General features: G+C 45.4%; 11 protein-coding genes. 7 read left to right on the forward strand and 4 right to left on the reverse strand.

Annotated elements, in window-relative coordinates:
- Positions 1-268 precede the first annotated feature (268 nt).
- The 6 genes from glyA to QH73_RS21920 all read left to right on the forward strand — a co-directional run bounded on the left by glyA (position 269) and on the right by QH73_RS21920 (position 7669).
- Positions 269-1552, forward strand: coding sequence for a serine hydroxymethyltransferase (gene glyA, locus QH73_RS21895; protein ID WP_039716163.1), 1284 nt, complete (start codon positions 269-271; stop codon positions 1550-1552).
- A 151-nt stretch (positions 1553-1703) separates the two neighbouring features.
- A complete protein-coding gene (locus tag QH73_RS21900) occupies positions 1704-3020 on the forward strand; it encodes a competence/damage-inducible protein A (RefSeq protein ID WP_052290122.1) in 1317 nt (438 codons plus the stop codon).
- 441 nt (positions 3021-3461) lie between these two features.
- Positions 3462-3605 (forward strand): hypothetical protein, encoded by a 144-nt coding sequence (locus QH73_RS21905; protein ID WP_015155086.1) that lies wholly within the window; start codon positions 3462-3464, stop codon positions 3603-3605.
- A gap of 13 nt (positions 3606-3618) precedes the next feature.
- Positions 3619-4089 (forward strand): type II 3-dehydroquinate dehydratase, encoded by a 471-nt coding sequence (gene aroQ / locus QH73_RS21910; protein ID WP_201278283.1) that lies wholly within the window; start codon positions 3619-3621, stop codon positions 4087-4089.
- A complete protein-coding gene (locus QH73_RS21915) occupies positions 4089-4970 on the forward strand; it encodes an ADP-ribosylglycohydrolase family protein (protein WP_039716162.1) in 882 nt (293 codons plus the stop codon). Before aroQ ends, QH73_RS21915 begins: the two co-directional genes overlap by 1 nt.
- Before the next feature lie 230 nt (positions 4971-5200).
- Positions 5201-7669, forward strand: coding sequence for an HD family phosphohydrolase (locus QH73_RS21920; protein ID WP_039716161.1), 2469 nt, complete (start codon positions 5201-5203; stop codon positions 7667-7669).
- A 17-nt stretch (positions 7670-7686) separates the two neighbouring features.
- On the opposite strand, the gene QH73_RS21925 is transcribed toward QH73_RS21920, so the two are convergent.
- The 3 genes from QH73_RS21925 to QH73_RS21935 form a co-directional block, all read right to left on the reverse strand.
- A complete protein-coding gene (locus QH73_RS21925) occupies positions 7687-8664 on the reverse strand; it encodes a putative 2-dehydropantoate 2-reductase (RefSeq protein WP_052290121.1) in 978 nt (325 codons plus the stop codon).
- Complete coding sequence (locus QH73_RS21930) at positions 8639-9577, reverse strand: ion channel (RefSeq protein ID WP_039716159.1); 939 nt, start codon at positions 9575-9577, stop codon at positions 8639-8641. The genes QH73_RS21925 and QH73_RS21930 overlap by 26 nt, the downstream gene beginning before the upstream one ends.
- 185 nt (positions 9578-9762) lie before the next feature.
- Positions 9763-10701, reverse strand: coding sequence for a YihY/virulence factor BrkB family protein (locus QH73_RS21935; protein WP_039716158.1), 939 nt, complete (start codon positions 10699-10701; stop codon positions 9763-9765).
- A 368-nt stretch (positions 10702-11069) separates the two neighbouring features.
- On the opposite strand from QH73_RS21935, the gene QH73_RS21940 reads away from it, so the two are divergent.
- Positions 11070-11264, forward strand: coding sequence for a DUF2795 domain-containing protein (locus tag QH73_RS21940; RefSeq protein WP_039716157.1), 195 nt, complete (start codon positions 11070-11072; stop codon positions 11262-11264).
- Positions 11265-11441: 177 nt separating this feature from the next.
- On the opposite strand, the gene QH73_RS21945 is transcribed toward QH73_RS21940, so the two are convergent.
- Positions 11442-12734 carry a glycosyltransferase family 4 protein gene (locus QH73_RS21945; RefSeq protein ID WP_132867462.1) on the reverse strand — a complete coding sequence of 431 codons (1293 nt, stop codon included), beginning with the start codon at positions 12732-12734 and terminating at the stop codon, positions 11442-11444.
- Positions 12735-12965: the final 231 nt, after the last annotated feature.

Raw genomic sequence — 12965 nt, forward strand, 5'->3', positions numbered from 1 at the left:
AGCTTAATATCAATGAGTCGTGAGTGACTGGTGGCTAGTGACTCGTGGCTGGACTCAATATCTTGTCACCAGTTCCACTAGCCACTAGCCACTAACCACCGATAACTGATAACTGATAACTGACAACTGATAACTGTGATTGAGTTAAAGTATCTATGTTGAGTTATGCTGTCCGCAAATTTTGATTGATGGTGTGGTTTCGGAAAACGCGATCGCTCCTATTAATCTAGACAGGTACAGTCGTGCAAATTGCTTAAGGTTAACCACAGTGTCTTCAACTAACTTAGATTTACTTGCTTCCTCCGATCCGGTTGTGGCTGAATTAATTAGCGGCGAACTTCAGCGCCAGCGCGACCACTTAGAATTAATTGCGAGTGAAAACTTTACTTCGGCTGCTGTTTTAGCCGCCCAGGGTTCGGTATTGACTAATAAATATGCTGAAGGCTTACCTGGAAAGCGCTATTACGGCGGTTGTGAATATATCGATCGCGTCGAGCAATTAGCGATCGATCGCGTCAAACAACTGTTTGGTGCAGCCCATGCCAACGTTCAACCCCATTCTGGCGCTCAGGCTAATTTCGCCGTCTTCATGACTCTGCTAGAGCCAGGAGACGCAATTATGGGGATGGATTTATCCCACGGCGGACACTTAACCCACGGTTCGCCCGTAAATTTCTCTGGCAAGTGGTTTAAAGTCCACCATTACGGCGTGAATCCCCAGACCGAACAATTAGACTACGACCAAATTCGGGAATTGGCGCTGCAACATCGTCCCAAGCTACTCATTTGCGGTTATTCTGCTTATCCACGCATAATTGACTTTGAAAAGTTTAGAGCGATCGCCGATGAAGTTGGTGCTTACTTATTAGCCGATATCGCTCACATTGCTGGCTTGGTTGCTACTGGCTTGCATCCTAACCCCATTCCCTACTGCGATGTCGTCACGACAACCACACATAAAACTTTGCGCGGACCAAGAGGCGGATTGATTCTCACTCGCGATCCCGAACTGGGTAAAAAACTAGACAAATCCGTGTTCCCTGGTAGCCAAGGCGGACCTTTAGAACACGTCATCGCGGCGAAAGCAGTTGCCTTTGGCGAAGCATTACAGCCTCAATTCAAAACTTATGCAGCTCAAGTCATTGAAAATGCTAAAGCAATGGCGGCTCAATTACAAAACAGAGACTTCAAACTCGTATCCAACGGTACAGAAAATCATTTGATGCTGGTTGACTTGCGCTGTATTGGCATGACAGGTAAAGAAGGCGATCGCCTTTTAGGTGAAACAAATATCACCGCTAATAAGAATACAGTCCCCTTCGACACAGAATCGCCTTTTGTGACAAGTGGTATCCGTTTGGGTTCTCCAGCCATGACCACACGAGGCATGGGAACGGCAGAATTTACCGAAATTGCCAATATTATCGCCGATCGCCTGTTACATCCTCAAGATGATACTGTAGCGCAAGACTGTCGCCGCCGAGTCGCGGCATTGTGCGATCGCTTCCCCCTCTATCCGCATCTCAACGTTCCCGTACCTGCCCTTGCCTAACGGAGTGATTAGGAGCGAGGCGCGAGGAGTGAGGGAATAATTTAAGATGCAAAACAAACAATACAATATTTCTAATTTTTCCCTGCTACTCCTACAGTCCTTATCCTAACTGCCCTCGCTCCTCACTCCTCACCCCTAACTCCTCATTTATATGAGTGCCGAAATCATTTGCGTTGGAACTGAACTACTGCTGGGTGATATTCTCAATACCAACGCGCAATTTTTAGCTCAGCAATTAGCAAATCTGGGAATTTCCCATTACTATCAAACTGTAGTGGGGGATAATCCTGCGAGAATTAAACATGCGATTCAAGTCGCTTTAGAACGAAATTCATTAACTCAGGATAACTCGACTCAAGTTCTCATTTTTACAGGCGGTTTAGGTCCTACGCCCGACGATCTCACTCACGAAACTTTAGCCGATTTCTTTGGCGTACCGCTAACAGAACACCAAGAAATTGTTGAAGATATTACCCGCAAATACGCTTCACGCGGGCGAAAAATGTCTCCCAGCAACCGCAAGCAAGCCTTACTACCTCAAGGTGCGGCAATCTTACCCAATCCTGGGGGAACCGCCCCAGGTATTCTCTGGCAACCGCGATCTGGAGTGGTAATTCTCACCTTTCCTGGCGTACCGTCGGAAATGCAGCAGATGTGGCAAGAAACCGCCGTTCCCTATCTCAAAAGTCTTGGTTTTGGTCAAGAAATTATTTACAGCCAAACTTTGAAATTTTGGGGGATTGCCGAAGCAGCTTTAGCAGAAAAAGCAGCAGCCTTTCTCAATCTACCTAACCCTACCGTTGCTCCTTATGCCAGCCAAGGAGAGGTGAAGTTGCGCGTCTCGGCAAAAGCAACTTCACCAGAAACAGCCAAGCAAATTATTGCTCCAGTAACTCGACAATTGCAGGAAATTGGAGACTTAAATTATTTCGGTTCTGACGAAGAAACTTTAGCCTCGGCAGTCGGTAAATTATTAACTGCGGCAGGAGAAACTCTCAGCGTAGCGGAATCCTGCACGGGTGGCGGTTTAGGGCAGATGCTCACGGACATACCAGGGAGTTCTAGATATTTCTGGGGGGGAGTTATCTCCTACGACAATGCGGTAAAAATTTCTGTTTTGGGCGTTAATCCTGATGATTTGAGTCAATTTGGCGCTGTCAGCGCGATCGTCGCCGAACAAATGGCAGCAGGAGTGCGATCGCGTCTCGGTACGACTTGGGGTTTGAGCATCACGGGAATTGCCGGACCCGATGGTGGTACGGCAACCAAACCTGTTGGCTTAGTATACGTTGGTTTAGCGGGAGCCGATGGCAAAGTTCAAAGTTTTGAAAATCATTTCGGAGCTGGACGCGATCGCGCTCTGATTCGCCATGTCAGCGCCTGCACCGCCCTCGATCTCTTGCGTCGCCTACTAAAGGCTAGGGAGCAGGGAGCGCTTCGGTGCAGGGAGCAGGGGGAAGAGAGCTGAGGTGAGAGAGCTGAGGGAGCAAGACAAGTCACAAGTCACAAGTGTTTCACGCACCACGCAACTACCAACTACCAACTACCAGTTCCCCACACCCCATTCTTCACTGTTAACTGTCAACTGATAACTATTCCTTCAAGAGAGAGATGTGTCTGCTGTTGGAATTTGTGATATCTTTATATTAAATAAAAAGATTAAGCTGTCACCTTTGTTTTCCCAACAAAATGTTGGTAGAGCAGAGGGAACAAACAGTGAAAGCGATTGAGAAGAAGTAGCTACCCTACTACATTTTGGCTTGAAAAAGTCAAACTTCGCGTGCTAGCAACAACAAAAAGCTAAGCAAATATAAAGAATAAGTAGCGGAAAAATCAAGAGCGCACAAAGATAGATTCCAATCGATTATCATCAAGAAATCAAGGTAGTTTTGCAGGAGTAATCGGTTCGATGGATTACATAGATCGGGTACTGGAAAAGCTGAAAGAATGGGCGCGCAAGCTAATTGAAGCCTTGCTAGGACCGGAAGCTGAGCCGGAACCAGAGCCGATCCCAATTCCAGTTGACGATCGCCGGACTCGTCGTCATCGATAAATATTGAACGGGCTTGAATGGCGTGTCTTCTCATTCGTCACTAATCAAAATTCTCGTGCTGCATGGACCGAATTTGAACCTACTGGGAGCAAGAGAGCCAGGAATTTATGGTTCGGTGACTTTGGCAGAAATCGATAGTATGTTAGTGGCAGAGGGGAATCAGCTGAAAACCGAAGTTAAGGCGATGCAGTCCAACCATGAAGGCGTGTTAGTGGATGCGATCCAAGCAGCTAAGGCGGAATTTCAGGGAGTTTTGATTAATGCGGGTGCTTACACCCATACCAGCGTAGCGCTGCGAGATGCGATCGCTGCGGTAAAAATGCCTACAGTAGAAGTTCATTTAAGTAATATCTATCAACGAGAATCTTTTCGCCATCACTCCTATATTGCGGCTGTGGCAATCGGGCAAATTAGTGGCTTTGGCGTACAGAGCTATCGCTTAGGTTTACACGCCTTGATTCACCATATCAGGCACTCCAATTAATGAGTTACTCGATTCATAGTCGATTTCGCGGCACGATGCTGGGAATGGCAGTTGGTGAGGTTGCAAATCACCCTAAACTTAAGGCAAAACTATTATCTGAAAAGGCAATCGATAACTCATCCCAATCAGGCTTGCTTGACTCAGTATTGCAAGGAATAAAGACTTTAATCGCGCTCGGTAGATTCGATTACGAAGCGTGGCACAAATCAATGACAAAAGAGTTGACTGGTAATTCAAACGCTTCACCTTTAACAACTCTTCCCATATCAGTATTTTTTCATGAGAATGAGTTGAAGCTGCGGCAGAATTTGCAACTGGCGCTAGTCGCGATCGATCGGGATGAACCAGAAAGCCGAGATGGAACCTTAGCAATAGGACAAGCAATCGCCATTGCTTTACAAGCAAAATCGAATCCAATTGAGATAATTTCCCAAGCAATTGCCTTTGTAGGAGCATCCCCAACTGCAACAGCTGCACAACTCTCACAAGTCAAAAAGCTACTGGACGAACGAGCAGGATTGGAAAGAGCGATCGCTCAGTTAGGACAACCCCATGAATTGAGCAGTCAAATCGCTTTGGCGTTTTTTTGCTACCTGAGTACGCCAGCAGATTTTCGCTTGACCGTTCAAAGAGCAGCAATCAGCGATCGCTCTGGCGTGACGAGCGCGATCGCGGGTGCGCTTTCAGGAGCTTACAATGGCGTGGCAAGCATTCCAGTTACTCAAGCACTAGCAATAGGGGTGACAAATCAGGCTGAAGTGCTAAGATTGTGTGATGTACTAGTCGCAGTGTGGTCGGGAGTATATCAGCAGAGCGATCGAGCTACTACCAACAATCAAATAGTTGCAATTGCTGCCCCTAAAATCGTGCGGAGGCGCTGAGAATAATCGTTGTCTTTCCTAAATCGATCTGAAAAATTTGATTTCAGGAAAGTTTAGTTTCTAAATACTTGAGTTGTAGAACAGGCAATAAGCTTAATCGTCAGTTGCGAGATCTCATTGTGGAAAGATCCATAGACTGGATGTAATTATTGTCATTCAATCTAAGATTACAGATGAGGCTTTATGCCGTTGAACTTTTTGCTCCATGCTGATTGCATGCAATAAGGGTAATGAAAAAGCGCACGCTATTTGAATTGCTCGACCTGCAACTCAAGAAGTGGCAGCAATTGCAACCAAACCAGCAAAAATTAACTCGTAAAGTATGCCACGAACAGGGAGTTAAAGCTAAAAAACTTCCTAAAAAGCATAGAAAACGCACCTCTGCGCTCCTGATACTGGCAGTAGTATTGCTGAGTATAATGCTGGGACATCGCTTTGCCAACCAACCTCGGCTAGATGAAGGCACGATCGCACCAGAGACAATTCGCGCCCCTAGAGCAGCTCAAATTGTCGATACGAAAACTACAGCCCAAAACCGCCAAATTGCATGGAGAAAAGCAGAGCCAATCTTAGTCATTGACTCGACAGTAAACCAAAAAATTTGGCAAAAGTTGCAAACTAACTTGACACAGGGAGAACGACTGCGGCAGCTAGCAGGAAATTTTCCATTCACAAGCACAACTAATTTATCTACAGCAGCACAAATTTATCTACGCAGCTGCCCAGATTCCCAGTGGCAGCAAGTTTTAGCCTTTTTACGAGACGCGCAAAGTCGAGAACGCAAGCCAAATGCCGCGACAACAAACTTTGCTCCGGTTAAAATCGAAAGATTTGAAAATGAGGCAATGGCTCAAGCAGCAAAAGAACTGAATGCCTATCGCTTAAAAACAGCGACATCTCAACAGTTCTCGATGTTAATGGCAAAGATATCTCAAGTTCGCCAGCAATACGCTCAAGCTTTATCACAACTGGCACAATTACAAAAAGCAACTCCGCCGACTCTTTACGAATCTTCCTGGTTAGATTTATCCGATCCCATTTGGTCGAAGACAGTTGCGGGTATCCGCGCCACTACACAACGCATTCTTGCCCAAGGAGTTTATCGAGGCATATCATCCGACACTTTGCAAACAGCGGTGAACTTACAAGTGCGATCGCACGTACCACCGCAGCTGGAACCTCTGGCAACCCAAATGCTGTTAACCGTCCTCGAACCAAATCTCAAGGAAGACGAAGCACAAACAAAACTAGCAGCAGCTGAAGCGGTTGCAAAAATTGCTCCCCAAATGCTGAATCTAGAGCGAGGCGAGGTCATAGTTAGAAAAGGCGAAACGATCGACCATGCTGCATTTATTACTCTCGACTATTTCGGTCTGTCGCGACGCGGGATCGGTTGGTCGGGACTATCAAAATTTGGTGGGATCGTTAGTGTAGCCGTTGGTATTTTTGTCTGGATTGCCTGGAAACTCGAGCGGCAGAAACTGCGACAGCGTGACTGTGTTTTGATTTTGTTATTAGCTTTGAGTACTCCGCTACTCTTAAGGCTGAATTTACAGTATATTAACTTACCTGCTGTAGGACTGTTACTAGGTAGCTTCTACGGCTTCCCAATTGGTGGCACGGTTGTAGGGTTGCTGGGGCTGCTCATACCTATAGGAATGGATATTAGCGGCAAGTCTTTGTTGACAGGCTTAGCTGGCGGAATGCTAGCTAGTTGGATGGCTGGGTGGATGCGATCGCGAGAAGAGTTAGCCTTGATCGGAGTCGCGGTTAGTGTAACGCAAGGATTAGCGTACCTGTTAGGGAAAGTCGTCCTCAGTGCGATCGGTACTGATTCAGTATGGAATTGGTACGATGTCGCCCTTCAAGCTGGCTTATTTAGCCTTGCAGGGATTGTCTGGAGCGCGATCGCGATCGGTATCAGTCCCTATTTAGAGCATTTTTTCGATCTAGTTACCCCAATTCGGCTAGCAGAACTTGCCAACCCCAACCGACCGTTACTAAAGCGTTTGGCAACGGAAGCCCCCGGAACCTTTCAACACACGCTGTTTGTCTCCACTCTAGCGGAGGCAGCAGCCAGGGTATTGGGGTGTAATGTGGAATTGGTGCGGACGGGAACTTTGTATCACGATATTGGCAAACTCCACGATCCCCTCGCTTTTATTGAGAATCAGATGGGTGGAGCGAATAAACACGATGAAATTAACGATCCTTGGGAGAGTGCGGCAATTATTAGAAAGCACGTGACTGAAGGGTTAGTCATGGCACGAAAGTGTCGTTTACCAATGGCAATCCAAGCCTTTATTCCCGAACATCAAGGCACGATGGCGATCGCCTATTTTTACCACCAAGCGCAGCAGATCGCACGACAAGACCATAGCATTACAGTAGACGAAAGAGATTTTTGCTACGCGGGTCCAGCGCCCCAGTCGCGAGAAACAGCCTTGGTGATGCTAGCAGATTCCTGTGAAGCAGCTTTACGCACTCTACCAGCAGCCGGAAAATCAGGAGCAAAAGAACCGACGCGAGAGGAAGCCCTAGCAATGGTACAAAAAATTCTGCGATCGCGCTGGCAAGATAATCAATTAGTTGATTCTGGACTAACGCGGGCAGACATGGATATCATCGCCGAAACCTTTGTCAACATTTGGCAACAGTTTCATCACAAGCGGATTGCTTATCCAAAGAAGAGAGACTAGAAGTCAAAAGTCAAAATTCAAAAGTCAAAAGTCAAATTTTTTCTATCTAAAAACTTCAACTGCCGATATAAAGTGCGAATTTGAGGCAGATTTGTTCCAGCAGCCTCAGCTAGACGTAAAGGACTGCCAACGATCGCTTCAACTTCTAAAGGACGCTGCAAATCGTAGTCAATCTTCATGCTAGTTTTATAGGGCTTCATTTTGGCAGTGCGATCGAGCATATTTTGGACAAAACTACTAGGAATATGGCGATCGAACCTAGCCGCACCCGCTACCACTTCCGCCATCAACTCTTCTACTAAAGCCCGAGTGGATGCATCTGCCATCAACTCATCGGTTCGAGCATTGAGTATGACAGATAGCCCGTTATAGGGAATATTCCATACCAATTTTTGCCAACGCGCTAACAGCAAATCTTCTGATAAGTCAATGGGGATGCCAGCCGATTCAAAATCAGCGGCAATTTGCTGCATTTTTGCCGTAATTCCCGCCGGATGATAGTCAGCAGTATATTCCCCCAAAGAAATCGCCTTATAATCTAAATGGCGAATATGTCCTGGGGCGAGTTTATTAGCGCAGACAAAACACATACCGCCGATAACTCGATGAGAACCGACAATTTCAGCTACCGTGTCTTCTATTCCCAAACCATTCTGCAATACCAAAACTACGCCATCTTCTTTCAGAACTGGGAGTAATAGATCGGATAATAGATGATTTTGAATCGTTTTCAGCGCGATCGCCACTACATCGCAACGCGGCATCTGCTTCACGTCTTGGTAAGCATTGACTTGGGATAGGGTAAAGTCACCGTCAGTTGACTCTATAACTAAACCAGATTGAGAAACATGGTTGTAATCGCTGCGAAGCAAAAAATGGACGTCTAAACCAGCTTTTTGCAGACAAGCACCATAATAACCACCCAACGCCCCCGTTCCTAACATGGCGTAACTGCGTTTACCATTACGATTATGGCGATCGGGATACGACTCCATTTGTTTCTTCCCTCTGGCTAGAAACGGGCATGACCTCATGAAAGTGGTTGTAATCGATATAGCGTTGCCCGTCAGACTTCTGGAATAAAATATCAGCAAACCGATGATGCCACAACATCTCTGAAGCAATGTATGTGTGACGAGCATGAATCATCTGAGATACAGTCTCATCAATGCCCGTCAGCGTTACCACCAACATTGTCTCTGCTGCTTCTAGATCTTCTAAAGTAGCACCGTAAAAAGGGCTGTACTCGTCAATCGGATGCATCACCGTCCAAGAGAGAATAAAAATTGGGTTATTAGCACGTACCAAAGGCAGGTCGTACAATCGGCGCATAAACTGCCCCTCAGCATTCATTTCGTCTCGTACCATTACAACTCTAATCTGCGCTTCAATAATTTGGTTGCGACGCTTATTCGCCACGCGAAACATCAAAGTTGGGATACCATCATAAGCCGTGACAACAGCCACTCGACTGAAAACCACTCGCGCCGTAGGACGAGAGAAACGAGCAAAAGCGATTCCCGTTCCCATAGCTACGCCCAATAAACCCACCCAAGATTCGATCGCCACTAGGACGTTAGCGTAGTCAGTCTGCGGATTCATCACGCCATAGCCAATAGTTGCCATTGTTTGAATGCTGAAAAAGAAAGCATCCCAGAAATTGCCAGGTCGAGCGTTAGCTATGCTACCTGGTTGTAATAAATAGGCAAGAGCAAACAAAGAATTGAGTAATATGTATCCAGAAGCTACGATACCTAAGAACCAAGACCAAGGCATAGTAATCAACAAATGGTATGGATCGCGCCAGTAGTAATACCATTTATTAATTCCCTGAACGTTTAACCGTCCATTCTGCCTCACAATCGAAATAATTGGTTTACGGGGGAGACGACGCTTTGCTTTTGTCATTTGTCATGTGTCATTCGTCATTTGTCATCGGTTGGAGGTGATTCCAACTCATGAATCGCGACTTGTGAGTTAGGCGTTACCAACTACCTCTAGATAGATATTCTGACTTGATTTGGTACAAGAAGGGGAGCGATCGCCGATCGCTAACCTATAACTTACGACTTACAACTTACGACTTATAACTTCTATCTCGTCTTCCGGCGACGACGATCGCGATCTGTCCTCATTCCTTGCTCGTCGCGGTTTTTTTCCGTTAGCGGTACTGCATTTTTTGTTGGTACGATGCGAGAACCATATCTTCTGGCATAAACTTGGGTAAATTCTGCACCGAAAAAGAGGATTTGGGCAGCATAGTAAACCCAAACTAAAATAATGACGACTGAACCTGCCGCGCCGTAGGTAGAACCGAAACTGCTGTTTCCCAGATATAATCCCAGGGCAAACCTACCGATTGAGAATAGCAGCGAAGTGACAATCGCGCCGCTCCAAACATCACTCCAGGCAATTTTGACATCTGGCAAGACTTTGTAAATCAGTCCGAATAGTAGTGTCGTCACGGCAAAAGAGAGGACGAAGTTAGCTAGCTGTAACAATGCCCCGATTCCTGGTAGCAAGCTGCCCAAAAAATTAACCAATCCTGATAAACCCGCACTTAAAACTAGGGAAACGAGTAGCAAAAAGCCTACACCGAGTACCATCGTGAATGACAAAAAGCGATCGCGCAAGATGCCGATTACACCTCGTCCGGGTTTCGGCTGAACTTCCCAGATCGTATTTAAAGAGTCTTGCAATTGAGCGAATAAACCAGAAGCACCAAATAACAGAACTGCAATACTAATCAGGGAAGCAATGGTTCCTGCTCTAGGTTTACTAGCACCTTCAATTGCCGTTTCAATAAATTTTGCCCCGTCCCTACCTACCAAACCTTGAATCTGCGTAACAATTTCGCCTCTTGCTGCTTCTTCGCCAAAAACTGCTCCAGCAATCGCGATCGCAATAATCAACATCGGGGCAAGGGAAAATACCGTGTAATATGCCAGTGCTGCGGCTAGTCGCGACGCTTTATCTTCGTTCCATTCAGTAAATGTCTCTCGCAACAAACTAATAATTGTCTTAATTCTCACTGCTAAATCTCCTCTTTGCCAGATGCACGGTCATTTTGATGACTATGACAAAATCGGAAATTTTACACATCTCCAAGGAGATAGAAAAAATTTAAACTTGTCTGATTCGCGCCTCTAAAATAAAGTTTTAGTATCGTTAGTCACTATCTCAACTCAGCTAGGTGGATTTCGAGCAAAAGCAACGAAGCATCTGCCAGATTTTTTTATAAAAGTTATACAATACCGTTCTCCAAAGTTGAAATTGCTCGATTGTTTTCAAGCCAACAGCTTTCATCCTAATGGCAGAAGGAAGCAGAATTCACCATAGTTAACATATCGAAAAAATCACAAATTTTCCTAAATTTAAATTAGAACGAGGTACGCTAGCAATGGCTAAAGTTAATCCTGTCCAGCTCCAAAAACATCTCAAAAGTATGGACTATCCTACCTCTAAACAAGATATCGTGGACTATGCTAAACAACAAGGCGCAGATGATCGCGCGATCGCTGTTTTAGAAGAGTTAGCAGAAGAAGAATACGAAACTTCTACTGATGTCAATAAAGCAGTAGGAGAATTGCAATAGTTAGTAATGAGTTGTTAGTTGTGAATTAATAGTGTTGAATTCCAAATAGCTATAGCTATTCTCAATTGAATGGGGTACGAAGATCTGTAGGGGCGCACAGTTGTGCGCCCCTACGAATGTATTTCACCTGTATAGGAAACGCTATAGCAACTAACACCTGCGAAATATTATTATTTACTAATTATCAAATAAATTTTGATAAATTTCTAAATGCTTTTGAGTAATATTTTGCCAGGTAAAATTTTCGCTAAAAACTCGACTGGCTTTAGCCTGTTGTCTTCGTTTTTCGGGGCAAGCGATCGGTTCTATTAATGCAGTTGTCAGGGCAGTAACATCATGTGGTGGAACAAGTAATAATGGATGCGTATCTGGTAAATACGACGGTATATGAGTTGCGATCGCTGGTAAACCGTGGGATAACAGCGACATCAAAGAACTATGATTGAGACTTACATCGCGATCTAACACTCCGATATCCGATCCTGCAAGATAGCGAGACACAATTTCCTCGTCCAAATATCCTGTGAAATGAACGAACGAACGTAATTCGAGTTCGTCGATCGTCGTTTGCAGTTGTGTTAAGTACGTATTATCGTCTTGAACCGTTGATTTTAGGCTATCTTTCCTATCCATCACCAGCAATCTTGCTTGAGGTTGAGTTGTAAGAACCTGTTTAAAAGCTAGTAGTAGAGTCTTTAATTCCTTAACAGGGTGGAGAAAGCCTAAATAGGTAATGACGAGTGCATCTTGATGCCAATTGCAAGTTTGTCGTAAAATCTGGCGTGCCGCGCTACAGTCCGTTTCGCTCGCTTTTACGTTGGTAGCTGCTGGAACGTGCCATAAACGACGCTCTATATTAGGTAATCTCGCTTGAATTAAGGTTTTTGCTTCTGGCGCGATCGCAATTGTGGCATTGCTTAACGTCAGCAAAAATCCCCCTTCTCGATCCCACCACGTATACTGCTGTCCCAACTGCTGCAACCAACCCGAAAATCGGGCTAACAATCCTCGATCTTGCCACTCCCAGTTACCATACTCGTGTACTGTCGTCACGATGGGCGATCGCCACCCAGATAACCGCAATAATAAGGGTAGTAACAAGATTGCGGGTTGATGACCGTAGATCTGCGGATGGTACTGAATGTGTACGGCATCCGCACCACTATCCCATACTGCTTTGACCAAAGCCTTGAGATCGACCCACTGCCAACCATGCACGACTCCTAACGCATGAGGGTCGTAAGCCGCTTCTGCCGCGTAGTAAGTTGTCAGTACAACAGATTCCACACCGCGATCGCGGAGGGAGGTATGTAGGCGAGCAGTGTAGTCTGAAACACTATAGCTTTCTGGTAAATACGTACCAGCAATGAAAGCAATGCGGCTCATGGCACAAGACGGCGGGTAGAAGCCAATATTTCCTTGTTGACTCTGGCTTGTACGAGTACAATCACTGCTAACAGCTACTATCACGATCGGTAAATAATTTACTATTCTTCGATGATGAAAATAAAGCTAGCAGAGTTCTCAATTCTACAGTAATAGTACTGATTTCACACACCAGAAAGAGAATAATATCAGCGAAATTACGGTCTTTACTTCTTCAGGTATATGCGATCGTTCAAAGATTAGTCAACGAAAAAAGGTGAGCATTGCCCACCTTACACTGTTTTAATCATTAATTTTTAATTTTGCTCCGAGAAG

The organism is Scytonema millei VB511283 (genome assembly GCF_000817735.3).
GTDB classification, from domain to species: Bacteria; Cyanobacteriota; Cyanobacteriia; order Cyanobacteriales; family Chroococcidiopsidaceae; genus Chroococcidiopsis; species Chroococcidiopsis millei_B.

What these genes read in the sequence shown, in the direction of transcription:
- QH73_RS21900 (WP_052290122.1), top strand. Translation starts at nt 1,704, where the DNA reads ATGAGTGCCGAAATCATTTGCGTTGGAACTGAACTACTGCTGGGTGAT.
- QH73_RS21905 (WP_015155086.1), top strand. Translation starts at nt 3,462, where the DNA reads ATGGATTACATAGATCGGGTACTGGAAAAGCTGAAAGAATGGGCGCGC.
- QH73_RS21915 (WP_039716162.1), top strand. Translation starts at nt 4,089, where the DNA reads ATGAGTTACTCGATTCATAGTCGATTTCGCGGCACGATGCTGGGAATG.
- QH73_RS21920 (WP_039716161.1), top strand. Translation starts at nt 5,201, where the DNA reads ATGAAAAAGCGCACGCTATTTGAATTGCTCGACCTGCAACTCAAGAAG.
- QH73_RS21925 (WP_052290121.1), bottom strand. Translation starts at nt 8,664, where the DNA reads ATGGAGTCGTATCCCGATCGCCATAATCGTAATGGTAAACGCAGTTAC.
- QH73_RS21930 (WP_039716159.1), bottom strand. Translation starts at nt 9,577, where the DNA reads ATGACAAAAGCAAAGCGTCGTCTCCCCCGTAAACCAATTATTTCGATT.
- QH73_RS21940 (WP_039716157.1), top strand. Translation starts at nt 11,070, where the DNA reads ATGGCTAAAGTTAATCCTGTCCAGCTCCAAAAACATCTCAAAAGTATG.